This window comes from Neolewinella aurantiaca (assembly GCF_008014675.1).
In the GTDB taxonomy this organism is placed as follows: domain Bacteria; phylum Bacteroidota; class Bacteroidia; order Chitinophagales; family Saprospiraceae; genus Neolewinella; species Neolewinella aurantiaca.
This window is the reverse complement of record NZ_VOXD01000020.1, coordinates 56,631-82,702: the sequence shown is the minus strand read 5'-3', so window position 1 is coordinate 82,702 and position 26,072 is coordinate 56,631. Positions and strand designations below refer to the sequence as shown.

Annotated in this window: 23 protein-coding genes; 11 read left to right on the top strand and 12 right to left on the bottom strand. The window is 54.0% G+C overall.

Features of this window, described 5'->3' with window-relative positions; all coding sequences use genetic code 11:
- The 4 genes from FUA23_RS13770 (at position 1) to FUA23_RS13755 (ending at position 7,348) form a co-directional block, all read left to right on the top strand.
- Positions 1–948, top strand: coding sequence for a PorP/SprF family type IX secretion system membrane protein (locus tag FUA23_RS13770; protein ID WP_147931330.1), 948 nt, complete (start codon positions 1–3; stop codon positions 946–948).
- A 344-nt stretch (positions 949–1,292) separates the two neighbouring features.
- Positions 1,293–1,709 (top strand): hypothetical protein, encoded by a 417-nt coding sequence (locus FUA23_RS13765; RefSeq protein ID WP_147931329.1) that lies wholly within the window; start codon positions 1,293–1,295, stop codon positions 1,707–1,709.
- Positions 1,710–1,818: 109 nt separating this feature from the next.
- On the top strand, positions 1,819–6,876 hold the full coding sequence (locus tag FUA23_RS13760) for a DUF4132 domain-containing protein (protein ID WP_147931328.1): 5,058 nt from the start codon (positions 1,819–1,821) through the stop codon (positions 6,874–6,876).
- A gap of 73 nt (positions 6,877–6,949) precedes the next feature.
- Complete coding sequence (locus FUA23_RS13755; RefSeq protein ID WP_147931327.1) at positions 6,950–7,348, top strand: hypothetical protein; 399 nt, start codon at positions 6,950–6,952, stop codon at positions 7,346–7,348.
- Positions 7,349–7,429: 81 nt separating this feature from the next.
- Here the strand turns inward: FUA23_RS13755 and ruvC are convergent, their stop codons facing one another.
- A complete protein-coding gene (gene ruvC, locus FUA23_RS13750) occupies positions 7,430–8,017 on the bottom strand; it encodes a crossover junction endodeoxyribonuclease RuvC (RefSeq protein ID WP_147931326.1) in 588 nt (195 codons plus the stop codon).
- A gap of 74 nt (positions 8,018–8,091) precedes the next feature.
- Between ruvC and FUA23_RS13745 the strand changes: the two genes are divergently transcribed.
- The 4 genes from FUA23_RS13745 to FUA23_RS13730 all read left to right on the top strand — a co-directional run bounded on the left by FUA23_RS13745 (position 8,092) and on the right by FUA23_RS13730 (position 11,349).
- The gene (locus FUA23_RS13745) at positions 8,092–9,066 is read left to right on the top strand and encodes a lysylphosphatidylglycerol synthase domain-containing protein (protein ID WP_187271028.1); all 975 of its coding nucleotides are present in this window, start codon (positions 8,092–8,094) and stop codon (positions 9,064–9,066) included.
- Complete coding sequence (locus FUA23_RS13740) at positions 9,063–9,971, top strand: DUF3108 domain-containing protein (protein ID WP_147931324.1); 909 nt, start codon at positions 9,063–9,065, stop codon at positions 9,969–9,971. The genes FUA23_RS13745 and FUA23_RS13740 overlap by 4 nt, the downstream gene beginning before the upstream one ends.
- A gap of 299 nt (positions 9,972–10,270) precedes the next feature.
- Complete coding sequence (gene pdxH / locus FUA23_RS13735) at positions 10,271–10,912, top strand: pyridoxamine 5'-phosphate oxidase (protein ID WP_147931347.1); 642 nt, start codon at positions 10,271–10,273, stop codon at positions 10,910–10,912.
- Positions 10,913–10,986: 74 nt separating this feature from the next.
- Complete coding sequence (locus FUA23_RS13730; RefSeq protein ID WP_147931323.1) at positions 10,987–11,349, top strand: hypothetical protein; 363 nt, start codon at positions 10,987–10,989, stop codon at positions 11,347–11,349.
- A gap of 44 nt (positions 11,350–11,393) precedes the next feature.
- Here FUA23_RS13730 and FUA23_RS13725 read toward each other — a convergent pair whose 3' ends face one another.
- The 4 genes from FUA23_RS13725 to pnuC all read right to left on the bottom strand — a co-directional run bounded on the left by FUA23_RS13725 (position 11,394) and on the right by pnuC (position 14,530).
- The gene (locus FUA23_RS13725) at positions 11,394–12,110 is read right to left on the bottom strand and encodes a class I SAM-dependent methyltransferase (RefSeq protein WP_147931322.1); all 717 of its coding nucleotides are present in this window, start codon (positions 12,108–12,110) and stop codon (positions 11,394–11,396) included.
- A 106-nt stretch (positions 12,111–12,216) separates the two neighbouring features.
- Positions 12,217–12,666, bottom strand: a complete 450-nt coding sequence (locus FUA23_RS22325) for a cytochrome B (protein WP_187271027.1) — start codon at positions 12,664–12,666, stop codon at positions 12,217–12,219.
- A 120-nt stretch (positions 12,667–12,786) separates the two neighbouring features.
- Positions 12,787–13,842 carry an AI-2E family transporter gene (locus FUA23_RS13715; protein WP_147931321.1) on the bottom strand — a complete coding sequence of 352 codons (1,056 nt, stop codon included), beginning with the start codon at positions 13,840–13,842 and terminating at the stop codon, positions 12,787–12,789.
- A gap of 31 nt (positions 13,843–13,873) precedes the next feature.
- Complete coding sequence (pnuC, locus tag FUA23_RS13710; protein ID WP_147931320.1) at positions 13,874–14,530, bottom strand: nicotinamide riboside transporter PnuC; 657 nt, start codon at positions 14,528–14,530, stop codon at positions 13,874–13,876.
- A gap of 415 nt (positions 14,531–14,945) precedes the next feature.
- Here pnuC and FUA23_RS13705 point away from each other — a divergent pair, with 415 nt between their 5' ends.
- The 3 genes from FUA23_RS13705 (at position 14,946) to lpdA (ending at position 19,224) form a co-directional block, all read left to right on the top strand.
- On the top strand, positions 14,946–16,088 hold the full coding sequence (locus tag FUA23_RS13705) for a DNA polymerase III subunit (protein ID WP_147931319.1): 1,143 nt from the start codon (positions 14,946–14,948) through the stop codon (positions 16,086–16,088).
- A 77-nt stretch (positions 16,089–16,165) separates the two neighbouring features.
- Entirely contained in the window at positions 16,166–17,650 is a 1,485-nt protein-coding gene (locus FUA23_RS13700) for a PSP1 domain-containing protein (protein WP_147931318.1), read from the top strand.
- Positions 17,651–17,805: 155 nt separating this feature from the next.
- Positions 17,806–19,224: a dihydrolipoyl dehydrogenase gene (gene lpdA, locus FUA23_RS13695; protein WP_147931317.1), complete on the top strand. Its 1,419-nt coding sequence runs from the start codon at positions 17,806–17,808 to the stop codon at positions 19,222–19,224.
- A 45-nt stretch (positions 19,225–19,269) separates the two neighbouring features.
- Here the strand turns inward: lpdA and FUA23_RS13690 are convergent, their stop codons facing one another.
- The 7 genes from FUA23_RS13690 to FUA23_RS13660 form a co-directional block, all read right to left on the bottom strand.
- Complete coding sequence (locus FUA23_RS13690; protein ID WP_187271025.1) at positions 19,270–20,319, bottom strand: endonuclease/exonuclease/phosphatase family protein; 1,050 nt, start codon at positions 20,317–20,319, stop codon at positions 19,270–19,272.
- Between the two features lie 6 nt (positions 20,320–20,325).
- On the bottom strand, positions 20,326–21,327 hold the full coding sequence (locus FUA23_RS13685; RefSeq protein ID WP_147931315.1) for a rhomboid family protein: 1,002 nt from the start codon (positions 21,325–21,327) through the stop codon (positions 20,326–20,328).
- Positions 21,328–21,517: 190 nt separating this feature from the next.
- Positions 21,518–22,432, bottom strand: coding sequence for a UDP-3-O-(3-hydroxymyristoyl)glucosamine N-acyltransferase (locus tag FUA23_RS13680; protein WP_147931314.1), 915 nt, complete (start codon positions 22,430–22,432; stop codon positions 21,518–21,520).
- A gap of 73 nt (positions 22,433–22,505) precedes the next feature.
- Positions 22,506–23,084, bottom strand: a complete 579-nt coding sequence (locus tag FUA23_RS13675) for an SH3 domain-containing protein (protein WP_147931313.1) — start codon at positions 23,082–23,084, stop codon at positions 22,506–22,508.
- Positions 23,085–23,415: 331 nt separating this feature from the next.
- Positions 23,416–24,327 (bottom strand): nucleotidyltransferase family protein, encoded by a 912-nt coding sequence (locus FUA23_RS13670; RefSeq protein WP_147931312.1) that lies wholly within the window; start codon positions 24,325–24,327, stop codon positions 23,416–23,418.
- Positions 24,328–24,431: 104 nt separating this feature from the next.
- A complete protein-coding gene (locus tag FUA23_RS13665) occupies positions 24,432–25,091 on the bottom strand; it encodes a hypothetical protein (protein WP_147931311.1) in 660 nt (219 codons plus the stop codon).
- A 145-nt stretch (positions 25,092–25,236) separates the two neighbouring features.
- On the bottom strand, positions 25,237–26,070 hold the full coding sequence (locus FUA23_RS13660; protein ID WP_147931310.1) for an SDR family oxidoreductase: 834 nt from the start codon (positions 26,068–26,070) through the stop codon (positions 25,237–25,239).
- Between the last annotated feature and the right edge of the window lie 2 nt (positions 26,071–26,072).

Sequence of the window (26,072 nt, the reverse complement as noted above, 5' to 3'; positions counted from 1 at the left end):
ATGACTAGAGCTTACCAATTACTTACCGCACTGCTGTTCTTTTCCGTTGTTCTTTGCGCCCAGCAAGACGCCCAGTATACGCAGTTCATGTACAACAAACTGGGATTCAACCCCGCCGTGGCCGGTTCTCCGGAATCAACGCTCTTTCAGGTTGCCGCCAGGCAGCAATGGTTGGGCCTCGATGAGGCACCCAGCAGTCAGGTGGCCAGTTTCAACACTCCGCTTACAGCATCCGGTACGGGCGTTGCCGCCCGGCTCAGCCGGGTGACCATCGGTCTTGAGCAACAGTATAATGTTGAAGGCAGCTACGCTTATCGCTTCGCCATCGGGCGGGGAACCAGGCTGGGCATCGGCATTTCAGCTTCCGCCCGCTACTTCAATATCGACTACCAGAACGCCCGCCCTACCCAGGGCGGAGGAGTTGATGTTGCCATCCCCGGCGCTACTGAGTCCAAGATCGTCCCCAACTTCGGGGCCGGTTTGTACGTAGATGGCCCGAATTATTATGTTGGCTTCAGCCTGCCCCGGCTGCTGGAAAGCAACATTGACCTGGGCGATGAAGCCACGATTATTTCCCGCGAAGCCAGACACTACTACTTCATGGGCGGCATCAAATTCGCTTTGTCCGAAAAACTCGCCCTTGAACCTCAAATGTTGGCCAAATTTGTCAATGGTGCACCATTCGATGCAGATTTCAACCTCACCGCTCATATTGGCCAAAACCTTTTTACGGGACTTTCTTACCGTCTCGGCGGTAACGGAGGAGGGGAAAGCGCCAGTCTTTTGGGCGGACTCTACCTGTCCGAAAAACTATCAATGTGCCTCGCTTACGACCTCGGCCTCAGCGAACTCAACACTTCCCAAAGTGGCAGTATCGAACTCGTAGTGGGTTACTCTATCGGGGGTAGAAGTGCTGCAGGCACAGTAGTAGACCCGCGCAACCTTTAGTGCCCCATCAAGCAATTGTGGAACTCCTGTCAGGGATTTCACCATTCGTCTGAACGGCCGAAAAGAAGTATAAGGGCGCGGTCGCAGGTGCAAGGGGAGTTTCTCAGAAGACGCAGTTCTTTGCCCCATCGTTCGTCCGGTTGGCATGCACGATAAATCACAGGCTTCAACGACGTATGGTTACGGTACAATTCCAAGCATGTGTCCCTCCGCGGCGTGCAACAGACCTACTATTGCCTAAAAGCACCATATTTATGCACAATATTGATTACATAATTTCACACAATTCACAATAAAGTTATATATTTACACCTCCGGTTGATTCCTCAACAATACCCTTGTTTATGACTGAAATAAGCCTTCGGCTAAAACGGCTTGGCAAAAAGCGCGTCCATACCGTTCCTTACCGAATCCCAACGGAGGTTAAGACACTTTCTGATCTGATTCGCGTAACCGTCACCAACGAAGTTGAGCGTTCCAATGCCTCCCGCACCGAGCCCAAGCTCTTTGCTTTTTTGAGTCCGGCTGAAATTCAGGAACAGTCTCAGGACGGAAAAGTCGGTTTCGGAGAAGTAGCGAATACCGAAGAAGCCGATCTCGACCAGGCCATCTCCGTTGCCCTTCAGGCCCATGCCGATGGAGTATTCCTCGTTTTCCTGAACGACGACGAGATTCGTGACCTGGAGCAGGAGATCATTCTTTCCGAAGGGTCCGAAGTTACTTTCATACGCCTCACTTTTCTTACGGGCCTGCTCTGGTAGCCCTCTTATTTTGCCCCATTCAACACAACACCTGTAATACTGGCTATCGTGAAGAGATCATTCCTTTGCGGAACCCGGCCTCCGGCCGGGAGCCACAGAACCACACCAAATGATTCCTGCAGAAAAAGCATCTAAGTTCCTGACCCAACACCAGTCACCGGAACTCAAACCGGAACACTTCAGCCATCTGAGTCAGGCCCATCGTCAGTTAGCGAACATCCTAATCTCCAGGGTACACCACGACTCCAACCGCAAGCCAGATCACGAAGTTTTTGTGACGGCCTTCGGAGAAGACCCCTCGTTCAACCCCTGGCTATCTGATGACGGCAAAAAGCTGGCTGTGATTCTATACGGTGCGCCTAAGGCGCACCTCGTACCGGTTGTTTGGGAAATAACCAAAACACTACCCTACCAGTCGGGGTATTCCCGCCGCCCCTTCCGCCGTAAGCCGGAGGTTAATCCGCTCGAACGTCGGCTCGAACGAATGCGCCAGTTGTACCTGGTCGGCAAAATCGGCTTCGCCCAACTCGATATCCTCCAGACCGCCCGGTACGGAGGCTACCAACAGTGGCAGGCTCCTAATCTCGCACTCTGGTTTACCGCAGCCTTGAATACTCCGTCTACTGCAGACTCCCTGCGTGAAGTTCTCGCCGACATCATAGCCGGCGAAGACGAAACAGGCATTGTCAACAAAGGCATAATCATGGGTTTGCTCACAACGAACGATCCGCAAAACTGGAAGCTCGTCGAAGACCTTCTCCTTGCCGCCCAGCGGCAGGAGGGCCTGCGGCAAACCGTCCTGGAAAGCCTTGACGAAACGTCTATTGGTGCACTTCAGCACTTCGTCAGGTTAATTCTCGCTAACGACCTGGGGCGCTTCAGTTCCGTCATCCGGGCCGTCGACACATGGTTCGGCTTTGGCTGGGAAGCACCTAAAAAGAAAACAATAGAACGGGCATTGACTCTTGCCGACAGCCTCCTCTCCGACCCGGCCGCTGCCTCAGCAGCCATCACCAACAGCCAGGACAATCTGGAGCTGAGCATCGCCCTTTGGAGCATCGGTGTTGTCAATGTGGACGAGGCAATAGAACAGGCCGTAGAAATCATCGGCGGTGAAAGCAAGACCCGCCGCCTGGTTGCGCTAATGTTTTTACACCAGACCGGGCTCTCCCACAAAAATGTTGGGGCCTACATCCAGGATCACTTCGGCGAAGACCTCGAAACCGATTACTGGCTGCTCTTCAATGCTCCCAAAAAAATGGAGCTGACCACCAGCCTCTACGACCGCATCGTAAGCTACGGAGACAACCTCCCCAAAGAAGGCAAAACATTTGCCGGCACAGTATTCAGCTGGAGTTCTGTGTCCGCTACACCAATGTACTTCTACAACTGGCTCATTGGCAGCGCCGGCCCGGAGCAGCTCCGCCGCCTGTGCGAAGACATCACCAAGGTACCGTCCGAAGCCCGCGAACGGCTGATGCGCAAAATCTTCCCGGACAACTACAGCTGGTCGTTGAGCTACGGAACCCCGATCGATAAAAAGAAGGCAAAGGCTGCAGCCGCCGAAGACTGGAAACGCGAACTGATACGGCAGGCGTCTTCTGATCGTAACAGCGGAGTGATGGCTACCGGCATTCGCTTTCTGGGCGCACTGGAGCTGGAAGATGAAGACCGAAAACTCATCATTGACCTACTTCGCCGAAAAGGCAAAGAACTGCGCAGCGAACTCATAAAAGTTATTCTGGGCCAGGAAGAGGCAACGCTCAAAGCAATCGTTTCCGAGCTCATCGTAGCCAGGAGCGTAGACCAGCGCCTGGCCGCCCTGGAGATCCTGACCGTCCTTTACGACGCGAATAAGCTGACCACTTTCGTGCTGGCCCAAAACGGATTGTACCGCGAGCGGACCAAATTCAATAAAAACGAGGAGGTACTATTGGCAAAATTCGATGCTCCGCTGGAGAACGAAATCTCTTTCGCCAATGGTTTCGGGGTGATCGACCATGATAAACTCAGCCCGTTGGTCGAGCCAAAAATACAGTTCAAAAAAGACGCTGCCGGAGGCCTGGCCAACAAACTGAAATCGGCCGCGCGAAGCATTGTAAACCAGGTAACCGGCGGAAACTCCTTCCTGTTGCCCGAGCTGGTGAACCCTCAGAAAATGTTTGCTGCGTTTCAGGAGCTCTTCGGCCTCCTGCAAAAGCACGGTAAGCTGGAATACGAGATGTGGTACAACCAGCAACACTGCGACCTGGTCCTGCTGGAGAATGCCCTGGGGCTTACGGATTCCAAAGCCTTCGGTATGTCTGCCCGGGAAAAGCTGAACTACCTGCCCCTGGCCGAAGTCTGGCTGGAGTGGTACCAGCGCTCCAACCTCAACGATTTCGAATTGCTCTTCGGCATCGAGGCGTTGCGACAGGACGACTACCGTTCCCTTACCGGACCGTTTGAGCCGTTTCTGAACCAGTATGCTATCCGGATTCCCGAAGAGGGCCTGCCCGCAAAAGCCGCCGAGAAAAGAAACAGCATGAATCGCCTGGCAAATATGCTCGGTTGGTTCCTGGAGGCCTTCGGCGACAAGCCAACGATATTCCGCTTTCAGGTAGACCTGCTGGAGGACATGATTGCCCGCATACCCGCCGACCTGCAACACCCCGTTTCCGTAAAAACCAGATGGGGAGGGGAAACAACCGTCTTCTGGGCCAACCACATTCAGGAAGCCGTACCCGGCAACATCTCCAACCCCACCCTATTACGGCTCGAGCAGCAAGACCCTGCGGTAGTAAAGCGGTTGTGGGACCTAAAAATGTATTTGATGGCGCGCACGCTGGTGCAAACAAAGTTGGAAGTTAGCATCAAGGCGCTCGCGCTCGTTAACCCTGGCCGCAACAACAACTACCCCAAACCGGGAATCTGGATCAACCTTTTCCTTCACGAAAAGGGATTGATTACGGACGAAGACCTGCTGCTGCAGAGCCTGCACCTCAATGCCATCTTCCAGCTCCTGAACGGCAACCGCAATTACCTGCGCCGCGACAAGCTCGACGACCTCGTCGTTCCCGAGCACATCATGCCACCGCTGCGCGACAACTTGCTCGAACTGGAACTTCAACGGGGAGACCTTCCGACCGACGCGACCCGCTACGTCAACCAGATCACCATGGTGGAAGGCATGAACTACCTGTTCGAAACGATAGAAAGACTCGGTAAAGAAACCCTCCACCGTGGTTACTCCTACGGCAGCGAGACCTCCAAAAAAGAGAGTTTCAGTGCCATCCTGAAGAAGAGTTTTGCCCTGGAAACCGATACTGCACCCGCGTTCAGCGCCCGCGCCAAAAAGAGTCCGGTAACCACCGCACGCTGGCTCGAAGTGGCCATGTACGCGCCCCAGTGGTGCCCCTGGATCGGTGAATACCTCAACATCCCCGATCTGGAGATTGCCGTGTGGTGGTTTCATGCCCACGCTTCGGGTTATATGAACGCGCATAAAGAAACGATCATTTCGCAGTTCAGCCCGATCGAGAAAGCAGACTTCCGGGAAGGAGCAATTGATATCGATTGGTTTCACACCGCTTACCAATCCGTTGGCCGCAAAAACTGGCGACTTCTGCACGAAGCCTCGAAGTATATTTCGGACGGTAACGGCCACCGCCAGGTAAAAACATACAGCGCCGTGATGCTGGGCGAAGTGAAGATCACCGAAACGCTGAAGAAGATAAAAGAGAAGCGCGACAAGGTGTACGTGAAGGCGCTTGGCCTGATTCCGTTCAGCCGCACCAATCCGGAAAAAGACGTTCTGAACCGCTACAAATTGCTCCAGCAATTTATTCAGGACAGTAAGCAGTTTGGCGCGCAGCGCCAGGAGAGTGAAAAAACCGCTGCCCGCATCGGGCTCGATAACCTGGCCCGCAACGCGGGCCACGAAGATACCGTCCGCTTCGGCTGGATCATGGAGGCCGAAACCACCCGCCGCATCATGGAGCGCAGCCTGATCGGGATCGATAAGGTAACCGTTCAACTCATCATCGACGAAGACGGCAGGCCCGATATTTTGGTCGCTAAAGACGGCAAACCCCAAAAAACCATTCCCGCCAAACTGCGCAAGCATAAAGCGATCGTGGAGTTGAAGGAGCACAAAACGTACCTGCGCAAACAGTTCAGCCGGACCCGGACATCGTTAGAAAACGCGATGCTGAACGGCACCACCTTTACCGTTGAAGACCTGATACGCATCAGTCTCCACCCCGTCGTTCGTCCGCTGCTGTCCAAGTTGGTTCTTTACTCTGAGGAAACCGGCGCGACTGGCTTCTGGCGCGAAAACCAACTTGTCGGCCTTCAGGGGAAAAGCCACCTCCCCACGCCGGACGAAAAAATAGTCATTGCGCACCCTGCGCACCTCTACCAACTGATAGAATGGGACCTGTACCAAAAACTTGCCTTCGACCAGCAACTCGTTCAGCCCTTCAAACAGATATTCCGGGAGTTGTACCTCATCACGAAAGATGAGAAGGAAGCCAAAATTCAGTCTTTGCGTTACCAGGGACATCAGATTCAGCCGCGCAAAGCAACCGCCCTGCTCCGCGGGCGCGGCTGGACGATCAGCGATTCCGAAGGTCTCCAAAAAGTCTACCACAAGCAAAATGTGATCGCTACGATGTACGCAATGGCCGACTGGTTCTCCCCCTCGGACGTGGAAGTACCCGTCATCGAAGGCGTCACTTTCCACAGCCGCAAGGGACAAACCCTGAAACTCGAAGACCTCGACCCCGTCCTCTTCAGCGAGGTGATGCGCGACATCGACCTGGTGGTGAGCGTCGCGCACGTCGGCGGTGTCGACCCCGAGGCGAGCCACTCTACCCTACAGATGCGCGGCGCGCTGGCCCGCGAGACGGCCCGCCTCTTCAAAGCCGACAACGTGGAAGTCAAGGAACGGCACATCGTGATCGACGGCAAACACGGCAGCTACAACATCCACCTCGGCAGCGGCATGGTGAGCAAGAGCGGCTTGCAGCTCAACATCATTGCGGTGCAGAGCCAGCACCGTGGCCGTATGTTCCTCCCCTTCCTGGACGACGATCCGAAATCCGCGGAAATCATCTCGAAGATGAAGCTGCTGGCGGAGGATGACCGGATCAAAGACCCTACGGTGCTGGGGCAGATACTGGGGTGACCCGTTCGGCAGCCTTCAGGCTGCGGTTTCTCAGGCTTCAGCCTGAGCCTGAGATTAGTCAAACAAATACCTGATGAGTAAAGGAAAGAAGAAGAGAAAAAAGACTCCCCCACCGGAGGAGAAAGCCGGTATTCCGTGGCTGTGGTTTGTCTTCCTGGGGCTTCTGGCCCTGGCCTTCTACCAGTTCCTGAGTGATCCCGACGTGTGTGAAGATGGCATTGAAGTACAGGCAAAGGTGCTGGGCGTTACCTCAACGGTATCGGAAGACAGTCATTACGGTCGGAGTATCAAAATTTACAACGTCGAGCTTGGGTACACCGTGGCGGGAAAGTCAACGTCGGTCATTAAGATCTTCAACGACGGAGAAGTCTACAAATACTTTGCTGATGGTGTTGTTGCTGGTGACACCGTGATGGTGCTGGTGGATGAGGATGCGCCTAAACGGTATAAGTTAGTGGAGGAGTGTGGGTAGATTATTTGCTGGATTGAGCGCTTCTGGCGCGATTTTCACATTATTGAATCGCGCCAGAGGCGCTCAACCCAATCCGGGGATTCACTTCTTCACCCGCTTCTCATTCGCCTTAATAAACCCTTCCCACCCCGAGAATTTCTTGCCCCCGCCGAGCACGCCCCGCGTCTGGTAGTAGTGGCACATCGCGACGCCGAGCGCGTCGGTGGCGTCTTCCATGTAGCGGGAGTTATCAAGCTCGAACTCATTGGCGAGCATAGCGGCCACCTGTTCCTTGCTGGCGTTGCCGTTGCCGGTAACGGACTGCTTGATCTTGCGGGGGGAGTACTCAGTCACCGCTACGTCCTGCCCCATCGCGGCGGCCATACAGACGCCCTGGGCGCGGCCGAGCTTGAGCATCGACTGCACGTTTTTGCCGAAGAACGGCGCCTCGATGGCCATCACGGATACCTTGTGGGTACCGATCACCTGGGTCAGGCGACGGTAAATAGTAGCCAGACGCTCGGCGTGGTCGGGCATTTTGCCCAGTTTCAGGACCCCGAGTTCCATGACCCGGCGCGACTTCGGATGGATTTCCACTACGGCGAAGCCGAGGGCGACCGTACCCGGATCGACGCCGAGGATGCGGTAAGGGGCGGCTTCGGCCTTTTTCTTCTTCGGTGGTAGTGGCAATGTTGTAGTTTTGAGCGGTGGAGCGGCAAACAAACCACAAAGTACAGTTTAAATCACCATCCCCAACAAATAATTTGACCAAAGCTAAGAATAAAACCCTTCGTAAATGGCTGCTTCGCCTGCTGAGTGTAGCCGTTTTGGCGGCATTTGCCTGGCAATTCCGGCGGTTAAGTGCGGAGTTGGACTGGGCGGCCTTTCGGGCCGCGCTCGGGCGACCAGGGCAGTGGAAATTTCTGGTACTGGCGGTTGTACTCATGCCCCTGAACTGGTGGCTGGAGGCACGTAAGTGGTATATTTTGCTGCGTGTTTTTCTGCCGTGGCCGTTCGCGCGGACGTGGCGGACGATGCTGGCCGGGGTAAGCCTGAGTGCCGCAACTCCGAACCGAATTGGTGAAATTGGCGGCCGCTTACTGGTAGCCGACCGTTCGGAATGGCCCGGCGTTATTACCTCCAGTGTACTGGGCAGTGTTTGCCAGTGGGTCGCCTTTTTGTTGTTGGCCTGGCCGGGGCTGATGTGGACCGCCGATACCCTGCTCCGCGAACGCCTGCCTTTTCCCGTAGCGTGGTTGTGGCCGGTCGGGCCACTACTCCTGGCTATCGGCTGGTGGGGCGGGATGCCACTACTCCTGAGGGTACTCAGGTGGCTCGAAAGCAGGTTCAGGGTGAGGACAGAGGAGCTGAGTAAAGGGCTCGGGGAAGTTAAAATCGGCTTAATGGCGCGTGCCGGATCGTACGCTTGCCTCCGATTTATCGTTTATTGTACACAGTTATACCTCTTGCTCTGGTTCTTCGGTTTAGAACTGCCGCTACTGAAAGGAATAGCAGGTATTGCGGGCATTTACCTCGTTCAGGCGGGCATCCCGATGCCGCCGGGTGTAAACCTGGTCACCCGCACTGAACTCGGGTTGCTGCTCTGGAACGATTCTCCCGAAGCAGCCGTGGCTACACTGGCTGCATTCACGAGCCTGTTCGCCATCAATGTTCTACTACCCGCCCTACCCGGGTATTTTTTAGTCGTCCGACGTTACAGAAAACACGAAGCTTTATGAAAAAATTCCTTACCCGCCTGACTTTACTGCTCGCCCTGCCGGCGTTGTTACTGACGAACGCCCTGCCGGCTGATTTTTCTGCGGAGCCCTACCTTGCCCCTTCAAACCCCTTCTCTGCACCTGCGGCCGCGCCGGATTTTCATCCGCCAATGGCGTTGCCCGATATCTGCGAAACGGAAAATGAGGTTTTCATGCCCGGCGAAAAGGTCGTCTATAAGCTCTATTACAACTGGAACTTTGTGTGGCTTGCTGCCGGAGAGGTAACTTTCCTGGTGCACGAACTACCCGACTTTTACCACATCATGGTCCGTGGCCGGACCTACGAAAGCTACGAGTGGTTTTATAAAGTACGCGATAATTACGAGAGCTACCTCGACAAGAAAACCCTACTGCCACGCATTCACATCAAAGACGTGAACGAAGGCGGCTACACCCGCTACGACCGTACTTCTTTTGACCAGGCAGCCGGTAAAGCCATCAGCTCGCGCGGCCGTACACGCGATGATCTGGAAGACCAAGAAATTGACCTCGACGAGTGTATGCACGACCTGATTTCGATCGTCTACTACGCCCGTAACCTCGACTACAAGGACATGAAGCAGGGAGAGGAAATCCCCATCAAAATTCTGATGGACCGCGAAATCCATCCCCTTTCCCTCAAATACCTTGGTCCGGAGCCCAAACTGAAGGTCCGAAACGGTGGCCGGTACAATACCCAGAAATTCAGTCCTCAGCTCATCGCCGGCGAGGTGTTCAAAGAAGGTGACGAGATGAAAATCTACGTCTCCGATGATCAGAACCGCCTGCCCGTCCTGATCGAATCTCCCGTTAGTGTAGGAAGCGTAAAGGCTGTGCTGCAAAGCTACGAGGGCCTGCGCTACCCGATGACGGCTAAGGTGGAGTAGGTTGTTCGTAGATGGCAGAATATAGAGGGTAGTGCTGCCGCACTTACCACTCGCTTCGCTTCTCTCGTCCTCCCCAAATCATTGGATTCTTCTTTGCAATTCTTTGTCACCTGGGCGGTGCAGGTTCTTTCATTTGAGATCTTTGCCCAACAGAGGTGGCACCAGACGGAAAAAGGGAAAACATCTCTGTGAACGGTTTGCCACCTCCAACGTTTTCCCAATGTAGTATCTCCTGCAACACTTCCATTGAGCGGAGCCCTACCCACTACTTTCTACCCACTACCAAATAAGACATGGCAATAGACGCAACCAACTTAAGAGAAGACTATCAGGCTGGCGAGCTACTCGAATCCGAAGCTTCCCACGATCCTTTCGAACTGTTTCACGAATGGTTCAAGACGGCTCAGGAGAGCAAAATTCCCGAGCCCAATGCCATGGTTCTGGCTACCATTACCGACCAGAACACCCCTGCCGCACGGGTGGTACTACTGAAGCAGATGAACGATGAAGGTTTCGTCTTTTTCACCAACTACAACAGCCGCAAAGGCCATGAACTGGCCGAGCGGCCGCAGGCCGCTGCCGTGTTCAACTGGCTTAAACTTCAACGGCAGGTCCGGATAGAAGGACGCGTGGAAAAAGTTGAAGAACAGGTTTCGATTGACTACTTCGAGTCCCGCCCGCGCAAGAGCCAGATCGGCGCGTGGGTAAGCAACCAGAGTGAGGTCATCCCCGGTCGGGAGGTGCTGGAAGCAGCTCAACAGAAAATAGAAGACAAGTACGCCGATGAGGAAAAACTGCCACGCCCCGAACACTGGGGCGGTTATGTGATCGTACCTTCGCTCATCGAATTCTGGCAGGGTCGTCGCAGCCGCCTCCACGACCGGCTCGTATACGATCGGAACGAAGATGGAACCTGGACGCGGGTCCGTTTAGCGCCTTAAAATTTGCCCGAAAGAAGGACCCCGGCTGTAACCGGCCAAAGCCCTTGCAACTAACTGATAACCGACAACAAAAAATGGCAGAACTAAAAAACGACTGGGTCCAGTTACAAACCGACGTACAGCCCTTCCGCGATCAACTCGCCGAAGCTGCCGAAACCGTTGTGGATGAAGGTGTAAGTAACTACCCCATCTTCTTCGCTTTCAACGGAACGGCAAACGAGCAGGTTCCCGGGATTTTTGTGACTGAGATCGGTACCAATCGTGGGACCGTCTGGCAACTGAACATCACCACTCTGGAAGAGCTGGTCGCTAAAACGATCATCCCGCCGGAGAAGATTGACCCTTTCCGGGAAGTTTATAAAAAGAACAGCGAATCGCTTTGCTTTTTGATCGTGGACCCCGAGGGGGCCAGGTTCGGGTTTGTAGCCAAAGAGTAGTTCCCCACGAGCAATGAGTATGGTTTTTCACCTGCCGCGGCCGGCTACAACGCTCCTCTGAATTCGTACCGCCTACCGTAGCACCGGGCCGACAACTCACAGGAGTCGTTCGGCAGCAAGCGACGGAGTTTATCGGATAGTGCGGAGAAAGAGCTCTCTGGCATCAGCGCCTCCCGCCACTCTTTTACCGAGCATACAAGGTGGGCAACTTCAGTTCCGGACGCACTAAAAGTCAGTTTGTCGGACCAGTTCGTTTTGAGCGTAAGGCTGTTGTTCAGGTGATCGTCGAGTCCACGTTGGTGGTCGTACACTCCGACCGGAGGCTCGTAGCCCAGGAGACCAAGAACCTGACTGAGCTCGAGGTTGAAGTCATAGACAAGAATAGAAGCTTCTTTTTTCAGCAATTTCGGGAAACTGTTAACGGCCTCCTTGACGTCCTGATAGAAGAGTGATCCCGCAAAAGAGAGTAATTCGAACCGCTGGGCAGGTGCCTCATTTGCCCATTCCGCCATGGTTTGCCTGCGGTAACTTACCGAGGGATGCTCTGGTGCAACGTTCAGCATAAACGCTGAAGGTTCGAGCGCAAGAACGGAGCTACAGAATCCTGAGAGGGCGACGGCAGAGTGGCCCGTGCCGCAACCTACGTCCAGCCCGGCCCCGTCATAACGGTTGGTTCCGAGCAGTTGCTTCAGGATAACAGAATGCAGCGGCGGACGATAAGCGGCGTAGTGGTGGGCAGTTATGTCGTCGTATTCCTCCATGGAGGGTAGAACTAGGGGGTAGGAACTAGGAATTAGGAAACTAGAAACTAGGAACTAGTTCCTAGTTTCCTAGTTTCTAGTTTCCTAATTCCTAGTTTCCTAATTCCTAGAACCAACCTGCTCCCAGGTTGCGGAACGGCCAGGGGATAGAAGCCAGAATTACGATCAGGCCGATCAGATAGAAAACGCCAATCGTTTTCCAGCCCTTATTGATGCCCGCCTGACGCTTAGCCTTAGAGTAACCCATGGTGACGAGGACGATACCGATGACCATCCCCACGAGGTGCTCTACTGTATAGAAGCGGGTAACGGCATTACCCATGATGTCTCCCTCAAAATTGGCCAGCGGACTCAGGAAAAGGTAAAGTACCAGGCCGAGCAGCAACTGTACGTGGACGGAGATAAGTGCAAATAACCCCAGCTTGTTTTTAGCAGGATAAACAGTGCCTCCGCTTCGCTTACCGAAAGCATTGACAATAGCTGCAACGAGCAGAATCAGCACCACCCAGCGAAGACCGGAGTGAGCATGTTTAAGGGCAGTGTAAAGAATATCCATGGTTGCTTACTTGTGTGAAGCCGCAAGATAGTATCTGGTGGGTAGAATGTGGCTGGTAATCCCTGTCCATGTTGTACGAGGCCTTTTTATTCTGCCAACTAAACAGCAGCTTTCAGCGGTTTATTCCTGCCCGATGAGATAGGCGTAATCGTGCAGTGCGGGGATGTGGCTGAAGATGATACGGAGGATGGCAAAGAGCGGAATTGCAATGATCGCCCCTACCGGTCCCCAGAGGATGCTCATCCCCACCACACAGATTATTGTGGCCAGCGGGTTGAGGCTGACCTCGTCGCCGACGATCATCGGAGTCAGAACGTAACTCTCGAGCAGTTGCGCCGCGCTGATGGTTATAATCACGCCCCATACGGCCGACATATCCCCGCCGCTGGAAAAAGCCAGGGCAACGGCAAAAGTGCCGCCAATAATATTACCGATGTACGGGATGAGAGCCATAACGGCTACGAGCAGTGCAATCAGCACGGCATAATCCATACCCACAATCAAGAAGCCGATCGAATAGAGGGTAGAAAGAATTCCGATAAGAATCACGTACCCCCGCAGGTACTTTTGCACTACGTCTCTGCTTTCGTTCAGGGTCCTGTGCGTGACCCCGCGTTTTTCATCCGGGCTCACCCGAAGGACGAACTCCCGTAACCTGTCTTTTTGCGAGAGCAGCAAAATAACGTAGATCAGCATCAACAGGAAATCTCCCAGTACGCCGAAGCTCCCCGAAAGAAAAGACATTACGTTATCTCCGGAAACCGGAATTTTCTCGATCAGTTCTCCACTACCGGATTCGCCAGACTTGCTGCTGCTCATTTTGGGAATGATGCCCTGCAAGCCGTATTCTGTCCTCATGTCGTTCAGCTTGGTGGAGAGTTTTTCCTGGGTTTCCGGCCAGTTCTCCCCGAAGGATACTGCCTGCTGGCCAATGGCTGCGAATATCCCGCCAAAGAAAAGCACCAGCACCAGCATTGCGCCGGCAATCGAAACTCCGTTGTTTGCTCCCCAGCTCTTCAGTTTTTCCTGAACGGGGTTAAGGAGCATTGCCAACAACGCGGCAACGACCAGCGGTAATAACAGATTTTTGCCGTAGTAGAGTACTACAACCAGAAAGATGAGAAGTGCCAGACGGAGGACGACGGAGTAGAGCTTTGAATTTTGAGTTACCTGCATGTTAAATAGTTACAAATGCAACCCCGCAGACTTAAGCCGTGTTCGCTGACCGCATTTCCTGCCGCCAGTGAATGTACCCGTACAGGGCCATTCCGATATTTATTACCATCATTAATGCGAAAAGGACAGCGCCGGTGTTGAGGTAGATCCAAACATAGACCGCATCGATCACCAACCAATAAAGCCAGTTCTCCACCCGGCGCCACACGAGCAGGAAAGTGGTGGCGATACTAAAGGCGGTCGTCAGTGCATCGGGCAGAGTTGCTGCGGAAGTGAATACCCCGCTCACAAACAGGTACATGGCTCCGCCACCGATGAGGCCGAAGAGGATTGTGTACACATGTTCGGCAGCAGTCATTCTTACGATGGCGGTAAGGGGCTTTTTGATCACTTCGTCGTCGAGCAAGTCTTTCCGCAACGTCCCTTGCTCCTTCAACCCGACTTTGGACCTGCGCCAGCGCCATATTCCCACCCCCGCCATGACGAGATAGAACAACTGCAAAAAGCCATCGGAAATCAGCTGATACACCACAAACGACTGCCAGGCCCAAACGGAGGTACTGATGGCAGCAAAAAGCCAGCACCAATTGTTGTCGCGGGCCGCCAGCCATACGTAAGCAAGAGAGGCAATCAGGGCCAGCCAATCCAGGGGGCCGGAGGCTAAAATCTGGTCGTAGAGTTCGGTCATCGGCGGCAAGTTACGGAACGCTGAGCAAGCTCATATTTTCTTGTTACCTTTGGCCAACGGAGTATACGCCGGGCCTAGCAATCCGCGTTGTACTCCTCAGGAAATCAGGCATGCGCAGCGGCCGGTTCCGGTAGTGGCCTTCGGGCCAATCAATTAATCTAGCCCTCCTTCGGGAGTTCTACATATAAAAATAGCTCTTACAGGTACCTAGCAAACACCTGAAGATCAAACCTTTACTCCTGCCCTCTTCACTATGCGCGGCCGCAGGATGCAATAAAAGGATGAAAAAGAGCAGTGTTTCGCGTTGTTTCTTTCCACCTCCGGCTGGATATCGAAACACCGTTACCTACCGGTTCCAGAGAGTTATGTGCGGGTCTGAGGTTCTGTTTAATGCAGTAGCATCAGGTACCAGATAATGCGTTTTAATCAACTTATTCATCATCCGCCGGGCTTGGCACAGTTGCGGCAAATGGCCGCAGCCGATCGTCTTCCCCACGCCAACATCATCCTGGCTCCTCCGGGCGGCGGAGGCTTGCCCGCAGCCCTGGCCGTTGCCACCCTGCTGCTCTGCGAAAACCGACAAGGTGAAGCAAAAGACACACCCTGTGGTAGTTGTCGGGCCTGTCGTAAAACCGAAAAGTACGTCCACCCCGATCTGCATTTCGCTTTTCCTACCGTTGGTTCCAAAGTTACCTCCGACCCGTTTTTGCCCCAATGGAGACAAGCACTGGCCGAGGTCCCTTACCTGGAAGCCAACGACTGGCTGCAACGAATTGGCGCTGAAAACAAGCAAGGTAATATCACCCGAGACTCCTGCGCCAACATCATCAAAAAGCTGAACCTCAAAATTTTTGAGGGCAACTACAAGATCATGCTGATCTGGCTGCCAGAATACCTGGGTAACGAGGGTAACCGACTCCTCAAGATGATCGAAGAGCCTCCGGAACGAACCATCTTTCTGCTCGTCTCCGAACGGCTGGAGCTCATCCTGAACACCATCCTGAGCCGCTGTCAGCTCACCAAGCTGGGCCCACCCACTGCCGCTGAAATGACCGAGGGCCTTAAAGCCCAGGGGATGCCAATGGCTGCAGCAACAGCCGCTGCGCGGCTGGCCGACGGCAACTACAACCTGGCCGGCGCACTGGCCGACAACGAAGCGATGGACCACGGCCCCCGCTTCCTCACCTGGATGCGTGCCTGCTTTAAAGGCAGCGCTGCCGAACTGACCTCCTGGACCGACGAGTTCTCCAAGATTGGTCGCGAAAATCAAAAACACTTCCTGCGCTACGCTCTTCACTTCTGGCGGGAATTCCTCCTGCTCAGCGTAACGGACAATGCGGACGGCAACGTTCGCCTGCCCGAAAACGAGCTGAAGAGCGCTCGCAAAATGCTGCCGATCATTAACCATGATCAGTTAGCAGATATTACCAACATCATAAGCGAATGCACCGAGTACGTTGAGCGAAATGCGAATCCTAAGATTCTGTTCCTCGATGCGGGCATCCGTATTCACCAAATACTCCGCCAACCACAGCCCAGCGCTCGGACGGCGTCATAGTTCAGCCTTCGGCCCTCAACGCTCACATTTAGGTGCAGCACTGAAGGCCGAACACTGAACGCTAAATACTCTAAGAAATGGCCTGCAAATCATGCGGAACAGGAACAAACGAGGACGGAACCCCGAAGGGGTGTGGCAGTAAGGGCTCCTGCGGAACCAGCTCGTGCAATAAACGCAGCTCTTACGACTGGCTGGCCGACCTCGGCATCGACGATCCTTACGCCAACAACATCGTTGAAGTATCCTTTAAAGATGGAGCGTCACAAGACTTTTACCACGCCGCCGCCGACCTGGAGGTGTTCACCGGAGACAACGTAGCCGTAGAAACCGACAATGGTTTCAACGTCGGCCGGATCACCCTGAGTGGAGAGCTCGTTCGCCTTCAGATGAAAAAGAAGAAGGTTCCCGAAACTAAAGTAACCCGATCGATTATCCGCCGGGCCAACCTGCGGGATATGGAAAAGGTAGCCGAGTGCCGTGAGCTCGAAAAGTCAACCCTGGTTAAGGCCCGCGCTATCGCCCGCCAGAACCACGTGAAGATGAAGATCTCCGACGTCGAGTACCAGGGAGATGGCCGCAAAGCAACCATTTACTACACCGCCGACGAGCGGGTAGATTTTCGGGAGCTTGTCCGCCAGTTCAGCCATCAGTTTCGGGTGAAGATCGAGATGAGGCAGATTGGACCGCGGCAGGAGACCGCCCGTTTGGGAGGTATCGGCAGTTGCGGCCGGGAGCTTTGTTGCTCCACCTGGCTGAGTGACTTCTCGGCCGTAAACACCGCCGCCGCCCGCTACCAGAACATCGCGATCAACCAGCAGAAGCTTTCCGGACAGTGCGGTCGCCTGAAGTGTTGCCTCAACTATGAGCTGGACACCTACATGGAGGCGCTCGAGGCTTTCCCCAAGAAAGCCGACAAAATCAAAACCGCTGCCGGCCTCGCCATCCTGATCAAGACCGACATCTTCAAGGGTATCATGTTCTATACCTACAAAGAGAACCGGGGCCAACTCTACCCTATCCCCGTAGCCAAGGTACACGAACTAATCGCCATTAACCGGGCAGGAGACCTGCCCGCCGACCTCCACAGCCATCAGCTCGTGGTGGAGAGCAAGGTCGAAGTGTTTGAGTACGAAGATGTAACCGGAGCCATAGACCTCAAGCCGCTGGAGAAGCGGAAGAGACGGCGGAAAAAATCAGGAACTCAAAGCAAACGGTCCTCTAACTCCCGGCGTAAACCCGCCGGAGGCGAAGCGAAAACGGGAAGTGAAAAACCGGCACCGTCCGGAAAACCCGATGGAGGCGGAGAGAAAAAAGAAGGCTCACGCAACAGTAAGCGCCGTAAAACGCGCTCCAACAACCGCAACAAGCAGGGAAAGAGCAATGCTTCGGGATCATCGAACGCTAAGGGTGGAGAACAATCTTCTTCAGCAAAACCTTCTTCACCCAAAGCCTCTGCTCCCAGAGCAAGCGGAGAGGGGAATAAGTCTGGCAGCGGAGCATCCCGCAAAAAGCGCACTCCCCGCCGGAAAAAAACGGGCGGTGGGCCACCAAAGACGGATTAGGCCCTCCACTGCGAGGAAAAACATCTTCCTCCGGGCCTGAAAGCGGCGGACTTTGCTGGTCCGTTTTGATTCAAATCCTACCTTTGCACCTGCGTCTGCGCCCCATAACCTTACGGGACCTGAAACGTTACCAATCTGACTAATTTAGAACAGCTATGTCTTACGATCTCATTATTATCGGTTCCGGCCCCGGCGGCTACGTTGCCGCTATCCGTGCCGCTCAGCTCGGCCTGAAAACTGCTATTGTCGAAAAATACAACAACCGCCTTGGTGGCACCTGCCTCAATGTAGGTTGTATCCCCTCGAAAGCACTGCTTGACAGCTCAGAGCATTACCACGCCGCTGCCCATAAATTTTCGGAGCACGGCATCAAGGTGAGCAGCCTCGGCATCGATATGCCGCAGATGATTAAGCGGAAAGACGACGTCGTCGATCAGACCGTTAAAGGCGTTCAGTTCCTGATGAACAAGAACAAGGTAGATGTTCATTACGGCCATGGCACTTTTACCAGCCCAACCGAGCTTCATATCGCCGCATCTGATGGGGGCGAAGACAAAACCATTACCGGCAAAAACTTCATCATCGCCACCGGTTCCAAGCCGATCACCCCGGCGATGATGAACTACGATAAAAACCGGGTAATCACCAGTACAGAAGCACTCAACATCACCAAAGTTCCTAAGCGCATGGTGATCGTTGGTGGCGGTGTAATCGGCCTCGAGCTTGGCAGCGTGTACGCACGCCTGGGTACCCAGGTAGACGTAGTAGAATTCCAGGATCGCATCCTCCCTACCATGGACAAGGATTGCTCTAAGGAACTCATGCGTGCGCTCAAGAAAACAGGCATGACCTTCCACCTCAAACACAAGGTGGTCGATGTTAAAGGGACCAAGACCAAAGCCAAAGTGACCGTTGAAAAACGGGACGCTAAGGAGGGCGACGAACCATTTGTAATCGACGCTGATTACTGCCTCATCGCTATCGGCCGCCGCCCTTATACCGACAACCTCGGCCTCGAAGCTGCCGGTGTTCCGGTTGACGACCGTGGGCGTATTGTAGTAGACAAGCACCTCCGCACCGCTCAGCCGCACATCTACGCTATCGGAGATGTGATTGTTGGCGCTATGCTTGCGCACAAAGCCGAAGAAGAAGGTGTATTTGTAGCCGAAACCATCGTCGGAGAAAAGCCGCACGTAGATTACAACCTTATCCCCGGCGTCGTTTACACCTGGCCGGAAGTTGCCGCTGTCGGCAAAACGGAGGAAGAGCTCAAAGCCGCCGGCGTGAAGTACAAATCCGGTAAATTCCCCTTCAAAGCCCTCGGTCGCGCCCGCGCGAGCATGGATCTGGAAGGTATGGTTAAAGTCCTTGCCGACGCCGAAACCGATGAAATTCTGGGCGTGCACATGGTTGGCCCGCGCACGGCCGATATGATCGCCGAAGCCGTAGCTCTAATGGAGTTCCGCGCGTCTGCCGAAGATGCTTCCCGGATGAGCCACGCTCACCCAACCTACACCGAAGCCTTCAAGGAGGCGGCGCTGGCAGCTACCGGTAACCGAGCACTGCACGTTTAAAGAACAACTAAAACGGTGAATAAGGGAGTAAGGGTTTCACAACCTTTACTCCCTTCTTTTTTGCACCTCTACGGAGAGGCCGCGGTGATCAGAGAAACCGGTATCGAACCGTTCCATTTCCACCAGATTGAGACTGGTATCGACCAGTAGAAAATCGATCCGCAAACCCGGTAGCGGGCCGGTAAAAGTGGTTCCCATCCCGAATCCCTTCTCTACCCATGCATCGCGCAACCGTGGCGTAAGAATCCGTTGATAGGTATAGGAAGAAGGTACATCGTTGAAGTCTCCGCCAATGATGACCGGATGCGGGCTTTCACGGACGTATCGCCGGATCTCCTCCGCCTGGTTGGCCCGGATGGCAGCAGCAGCACCGTAGCTGCGCAACATAGATTCCGCCCGGTCTATTTCGTTCTTCATGTCGCCGTCAGTCCCTACTTCGCCTGCCATTTTGGTGATGCGGTTGGATTGAAGATGGGCATTGATTACCCGGATGGTCCCCAGTTTGGTTTTCACATCCGTTACCAGAAAGCCGTTGTACCCACCGGCGCCGGAAAATTTGTCGGCCACAAAGTCAAGCTCGTCGGCGTAAGTGGCTACCGTTCTACGGGTTGGCTGGTGCCTTTTTGCCAGTCCGGAAGCTTCCTTTATTTCCGTAAAATACGGAGTATCGGAACCATCGTTTCTGGTTTCCTGAAGCAACAATACGTCCGGTTTGCGTTGGTTGATAAACCTGAAGGACAACTCTTCGCTCACCGACTCCCAAATGTCGTTCTTAAATGCCCTTACGTTCGTTGTAATCAGCGTAACCGTATCTCCCCGAGCACCGCTGTTTCCTCCTGCACCAAAAGAGAAAAGGCGCGTGGCAAGTGGCAAAGCTGCGACCAGAACCAAGACCGGGAAGATGAGTGCCTTGCGCCACTTGCGGTAGAAGCACCACACCACGAAGAGTAGAGTAAGGAGCAAAAGCCCCGGCAGTAGCAAAGCGATGATGGAGGGTGGCCACCAGAAATCGGGAGGAAGGAAGCGGGCCAGCAATCCGGCTCCGGTGACGGCGGCCAGAAGGTTACCCAGAAGGGATATTAGCTTACGGACCAAAATGGTTTACTTCTGATTAGAGGCACGAAAAAGGAAATCTTTCTCTTCTTTCGTAAGGCTGTTGTAGCCCCGCTCCTTGATCTTGTCCAGGATAGCATCGAGTTCTTCCTGATGGGTCATTTGTGAGCGGGCAGAGGTGTTAGATGCCGGCTTGGCACGCGGGGCGGTTTCGCCTGCTTTGCGCATAAACGACGGGCGCTTCTTGGGCCCGGCGGTTTCCTTTACCGAGCGGCCGCTGCGGTACGCAGCGCGGGGCCCGGGCTGTTTGTGCTCTTTGCTTGGTGCCAGCAGATTGGCCCACTTTTTCTGGATCCAGGCCAACAAGTTCTGGACAGGCTCGGTAAGGTCGGTTCCCCTGCGCAGGTAAAAGGCGAACAAAATACCCATAATTATCCCCCCTATGTGAGCGAAGGTGCCACCAATATTGTCCAGACTGCCAAGGCCGATAAGCTGCATCATTATCGCGAAAAACACGATGTACTTCAGCCGGACATTCCCGATGATGAACAGCCGGATATTGTAGTCGGGAGCGAAGATGGCGGTTGCCGTCAGGATACAGTAGACTGCTCCGCTTGCGCCCAGCAAGTAGCTGCCGCCAGCGCCGAAACTTCCCACGTTGAACGCGATGAAATAGAAAAGGAAGCCGGCAAAGCCGCCAAGAAGATAAAGGGGCAGCACCCGACGATCACCCAACAGGTCACCGAAAATACGGCCGAACCAGAAGAGGTAGAGCATATTCCACAACAGGTGAAAAAAGCCCTGGTGTAAGAACATGTAGGTAATCATCGTCCACGGCCGGAGCAGCACACGCTTCCAGTCGCTGGAAGCATAAAACCAATGCATCAAAGAATCGAACGCCGGACTCTGCGTGTGGCCTGCGGCAACGGTGAAAATCATCCAGACGATGCTGACGAATAAAAACACGGCTACGTTCACAATGATGATCCTGTTGATCATATTGCCAAAGCTGAATTCGCGGCGGACATCGTCCCAGATGGATTGTAACATTAATCGGATAGTTGCGCTTATATGAAAAGATTTCGCGCAGGAATAGTTGTGTCGGCAGGAAAGGAAATTTACAGATTCCCGGTTTAGCTGCTTAATCTGGCGCGGTCGCAGGTGCAAAAGAAAGTTAATGAGCAAAACTTCCCGACAGCAGGAACCGACCACACCCGGCACTTCGTTTTATTGCGCCAAATTACTTTTTGCGTAACCTGCGGAGTACCGCCAGATCCTTGAAGGCCGTCCGGGCCTCCTGTGCCGGATAACCAAAGTATTCCTTCCCGCCTTCGAGGCTCTTCGAAACACCACTCTTCGCCAGAATGATCGTACGATCACCAATGGTGAGGTTCTGGGCGATGCCTACCTGGCCCTGAAAGATGCACCAGTCCCCTACCGTGGTGTTCCCAGCAATTCCTACCTGAGCGGCAATGATACAATGCTCGCCAATACGGCAGTCGTGGCCAATCTGAACCTGAGCGTCCAGCTTCGTGCCCTTCCCGATCGTAGTCGTAGAAGACACTCCTCTGGCAATGGTGGAATTGGCTCCGACTTCAACATCGCGGCAAAGCAACACACTGCCTCCGCTGCGCCAGGGGACGAAGCCTTCTGCTGTTTTTTTGAAGTAAAAGGCTTCTTCCCCGATGATCGCTCCGGCCCCGACCACAACGTTATCTTCGATTGTTACGCCTTCGCCAATAACGGCGTTGGGGTTGATCCGGCAGTTTGCTCCGATGACCACATCGGGGCCAATAACTGCTCCGGCGGCAACCCAGGCCCCTACCCCAATAACTGCCGAGGGGTCCACATTGCCCGCTATCTGTCGTTCCGGCCGCTCGGCCAGCACCAGACCGTTGTACGCCCTGAAGGGCTCATCGATCACCAGCAGTGCTTTGCCCGGAGGGCAGGGCCGCACCTGATCAATCAGGATCACCGACGCCGCAGAGCCAAGGGCCACATCGTAGTATTTATGGAAGTCGACAAACGTCAGGTCTCCCCTTTCCACGTGGTGAATTTCGTTAATGCCGGACACAACCAGATCGCCATCTCCAACGAGCGTGGCCCCTAATTTGGCTGCAAGGTCGGCAGCGGTGATTGTTTTTTGTAAGCGCATAACCAGGTCGTTTTCGGGCGGAAGCTCAATCAGCAATCCCACCGGGAGTTTATAATTAGAAGTTACAGCAACATTAATCGGTAATAACTCCCTTCAACTGATATTTATAGTACGACACTCCTGCCCCAAAAACCCAACCTTCTTTGCCGTCCTTAAGCTTCACTTTTACCCAGGGGGCGGTAGGGCTGACTTCACCCAGGTCGATGGTGTACAACGAGTCAGTTACTTCGCCTGCGAACTCAACCTCGTCGTATAAACCCAGCCGGGCAATTTTTCCGTTTTTGAGGCTGGGTCCTGATCGGACGTTCAGGCCGTTAATGGTAGAATACAGGGTGGTTACTTTTTCCACGACGACTTCAGCAGCAGGCATGCGGACGACGCTGTCTCCCGGTAGAGGCTGGGTGCGTGCACGCAATAGCGCAGCAGCGCGAGCCTCTGCCTCCGCGTTGATCTGTGCCTGTATTTGGCGCTCTTGTTCGGCCCGACGCATAGTATCGATATACGTTTCGCGCGCTTCGCGCTCAGCAATCATAGCGTAGTCCCCGTCGTCTTGTCCGCATTGCTGCATCGCCCAGATCAGAAAAATCAGGGTGAGCAACGACATGATGATGAAGGGAACGAGGCGGGCGTTGTTCGTCTTTTTTGTTGCCATTTGGTTTGGGATGGTTTCGGGCACAAAGATAGGCGACGAATCATTCAAGTGCGCCCGGGATAAAACTATGTTCGCATAACGAGATGTTCAGGCGGAAGCAGACTGACCAGCTTCAACCCTGCTTCGGCAGAAAAAGCCACTGAGTGACATCCCCGTTATTCCTTCAACCGGTCCTTTGCACCTGCGGCCGCGCCCGGGAAACAAAAAGAGCGCAGAACCCAGCCTTCAGTACAATATTCAACTGCAACTGACTTCTGTATTCTGCGCTCCGGCGAAAGTGGATTGCCCTCATTCAAGAGGATTCACTTTGTGTTTTGTATGTACTGTTTACTTACGAAAACAGCGGGCTGGGGTAAACATCATCGGCGACCAGTTTAGAGAAAGCCTCCTGTACGCGGGGCTTATCTTCCTGATAAGTTACTCCGTACCACTTGTCGTCGGTGACGAGGACCTTTACTTTAGCGGAACCGTCTTTGATCATACCATCGACGAGTTCAGGGATGAGGTACTCTGCGCGTGGGTTACCGGTATTTTCGCGGGCAAATTCAGCGAAGCCAGCCTCGATGGTTGCGAAGATGGAGGGGTGGAAACCCCAGAAGTTCATGGAGACGACGTCGTTGTCCTCCAGGCCGTGGCGCAGGCCGTCGTCGTCGCCGAGGTAAGTCACTTTACCGTCGTCACCGCGCTCAATCTTGAGGCGCTCGTTTACGTCCTTGAGCATGTGGTCTTCCGTTACTACCGCTACGCCACGGTTAACGGTTCCGTGGTCGGAGAGGGTACGGTGCAGTACGTAGCCACACATAGAGAACAGGTCAGGGGCAGCCTCTTCGTTGAGGAAAGCAGCCATTTTCTGGAAGCCCTTCACACCGTAGTAGTCATCGGCGTTGATTACCGCGAAAGGTTCGTCGCAAACGTCTTTTGCGACCAGCATGGCGTGGGTGGTTCCCCATGGTTTTTCGCGCTTGGTGTGGTCCACGTCGGAAGGAACGTAGCTGTCCATTCCCTGGAAGGCGTAAGCAACTTCGATCTGATCGCCGAACTTGCCATCGAATTTTTCGCGGAAGGGTGCTTCGATGTCCTTGCGGATCACGAAAACGACCTTACCGAAACCGGCACGGATGGCGTCGTAAATGGAGTACTCGATGATACCCTCCTCGCTGGGGCCTACGCCGTCAATCTGCTTCAGACCGCCGTAGCGGGAGCCCATTCCGGCTGCGAGAATTACTAATGTTGGCTTGCTCATAATCGATGCTTTGTTTAAATGCAAAGGTAAGGGTGGTTTTATAAAAAATTGCTTCCTGCTTTCTTATTGGGTTTAACCCCCTGTTAATTCAGCAACAAATTATCCTATTTGTTCACTTGGTTCTGCTGAAACCCGAAAGCCTGCCGGTGGGCCCGCCATGCGGCAAAACCGTAGCTACCCGCCAGCAACGCAAGCCCTAAGGTAAAAACACCGCCGATAACCCATCTGAAAACAGATACATGCGCGGGGCTGAAGTTGGCCACAAACAATAGGTTGATGGTAATCAGCAGTGCAGCAAACAAGGTGAAAAAGATGAACGCCGCACGGCCGAATTGCAATATGTTAATTTGCTCTTTGAACAGGGCCGTCCGGAGAAAGCGGACATACAATCTCCGGCCGCTATCGATCCGGATCAACTCACGGCCGATGTGGATAGCCGTTTCGAAATCGCGTAAACGATAAGCAGCGGCGGCTTTGCGGAAAAGCATGAACTGATAGATGTCTTCGCAGAAATCCTCAACTTCCACGAAGCTGTCCCTGATACTCGTTTCGATTACCAGATCGACCATAAGTTGGTGCTGCCGGAAAGCACCGGTTTGGTACAGGGCGTCCGTATAGAAAACCGTAAGCTCGAAATATTCCAGCGTATCAAGACGGCCGAGCTCTGTTTCTTTTTCTTCGTAACGACGAATAACCTTCTGGTAATCGTGAGGATCCAGGTCGCGTAGCTGCCGGTAAAGTTGGGAGTAGTGGCGGGAAGTCATTTCAAATATGAACGGGTTTCTTCTGTTCTGGTTTTGCGGATCACAAAAATCTCTACACGGCCACTACTGCCCCCGGGAACTCAGAGCGTATTCCAGGCAGGAAACCTCCCGGAGTCTTATCCCGGAAACCGCCATTTGCACCCGATCAGTAGCGTTTATTGGATTCCATATTTTTCAGGAATAATTTGTCCTGCCAGCGCTTCGGAGCCAACATAAGCAGCCGGATAACCCAGTTCCTTTTCATGACGAGTCGGTCCGGGCGCGGGCGGTCACTTTCCAGCATATCCCGGATGATACCGGCTACCAGTTCCGGCTCTACGCCACCGGCTTCGGCACCTTCGGTGTAAGCCGCGAGTTTGCTGAGAATATGCGAGTAACGGTTTCCCTCAAAAGCTTTCGTCTGGGTTTTTCCTTTCTTCCAGATAGGTGTTTTAACGGGGCCGGGAGCTACGCTGAGGACATCGATGCCGAAGGGAATGAGTTCGCGGCGCATGCCATCGGTGAGCGCTTCCACAGCAAATTTACTGGCCGAGTAAAGACTGGTAAACGGCGCAGTCACGTAGCCCGACACACTACCGACGTTAATGATTTTCACGTTCGTTTCTCCGGCTTCGCGGGCGGCATGCAGCAGCGGCAGGGCTTCCTGACTTACGGCGAGATTACCAAATACATTCACATCGAATTGTTTGCGATAATCCTCCTCTGCGATGGTTTCCAGCGGGCCGGAGACGGCAATTCCAGCATTATTGATTACGGCGTGGAGCGGTTGTCCGGTGGCTTTGATGGTCGCCATTGCCTCTACAATCGCTGGCCGGTCCGTGACGTCCATGACCAGGGCGCTGAACGCAGGATGCCGGGTGAGTTGACCGGCATCGCCCGCCTTCCGAACCGTGCCGTAAACGTGGTGGCCAGACTTCAGTAAGAGTTCTGCGGTGGTGGCTCCGATGCCGGAGGATACGCCGGTGATTAGAATATTCATTA

Excerpts from the sequence above, each read along its gene's own strand:
- FUA23_RS13770 (WP_147931330.1), top strand. The coding sequence starts at position 1 with ATGACTAGAGCTTACCAATTACTTACCGCACTGCTGTTCTTTTCCGTT.
- FUA23_RS13765 (WP_147931329.1), top strand. The coding sequence starts at position 1,293 with ATGACTGAAATAAGCCTTCGGCTAAAACGGCTTGGCAAAAAGCGCGTC.
- FUA23_RS13760 (WP_147931328.1), top strand. The coding sequence starts at position 1,819 with ATGATTCCTGCAGAAAAAGCATCTAAGTTCCTGACCCAACACCAGTCA.
- FUA23_RS13755 (WP_147931327.1), top strand. The coding sequence starts at position 6,950 with ATGAGTAAAGGAAAGAAGAAGAGAAAAAAGACTCCCCCACCGGAGGAG.
- FUA23_RS13740 (WP_147931324.1), top strand. The coding sequence starts at position 9,063 with ATGAAAAAATTCCTTACCCGCCTGACTTTACTGCTCGCCCTGCCGGCG.
- FUA23_RS13730 (WP_147931323.1), top strand. The coding sequence starts at position 10,987 with ATGGCAGAACTAAAAAACGACTGGGTCCAGTTACAAACCGACGTACAG.
- FUA23_RS13725 (WP_147931322.1), bottom strand. The coding sequence starts at position 12,110 with ATGGAGGAATACGACGACATAACTGCCCACCACTACGCCGCTTATCGT.
- FUA23_RS22325 (WP_187271027.1), bottom strand. The coding sequence starts at position 12,666 with ATGGATATTCTTTACACTGCCCTTAAACATGCTCACTCCGGTCTTCGC.
- FUA23_RS13715 (WP_147931321.1), bottom strand. The coding sequence starts at position 13,842 with ATGCAGGTAACTCAAAATTCAAAGCTCTACTCCGTCGTCCTCCGTCTG.
- pnuC (WP_147931320.1), bottom strand. The coding sequence starts at position 14,530 with ATGACCGAACTCTACGACCAGATTTTAGCCTCCGGCCCCCTGGATTGG.
- FUA23_RS13705 (WP_147931319.1), top strand. The coding sequence starts at position 14,946 with ATGCGTTTTAATCAACTTATTCATCATCCGCCGGGCTTGGCACAGTTG.
- FUA23_RS13700 (WP_147931318.1), top strand. The coding sequence starts at position 16,166 with ATGGCCTGCAAATCATGCGGAACAGGAACAAACGAGGACGGAACCCCG.
- lpdA (WP_147931317.1), top strand. The coding sequence starts at position 17,806 with ATGTCTTACGATCTCATTATTATCGGTTCCGGCCCCGGCGGCTACGTT.
- FUA23_RS13685 (WP_147931315.1), bottom strand. The coding sequence starts at position 21,327 with ATGTTACAATCCATCTGGGACGATGTCCGCCGCGAATTCAGCTTTGGC.
- FUA23_RS13680 (WP_147931314.1), bottom strand. The coding sequence starts at position 22,432 with ATGCGCTTACAAAAAACAATCACCGCTGCCGACCTTGCAGCCAAATTA.
- FUA23_RS13675 (WP_147931313.1), bottom strand. The coding sequence starts at position 23,084 with ATGGCAACAAAAAAGACGAACAACGCCCGCCTCGTTCCCTTCATCATC.
- FUA23_RS13670 (WP_147931312.1), bottom strand. The coding sequence starts at position 24,327 with ATGAGCAAGCCAACATTAGTAATTCTCGCAGCCGGAATGGGCTCCCGC.
- FUA23_RS13665 (WP_147931311.1), bottom strand. The coding sequence starts at position 25,091 with ATGACTTCCCGCCACTACTCCCAACTTTACCGGCAGCTACGCGACCTG.
- FUA23_RS13660 (WP_147931310.1), bottom strand. The coding sequence starts at position 26,070 with ATGAATATTCTAATCACCGGCGTATCCTCCGGCATCGGAGCCACCACC.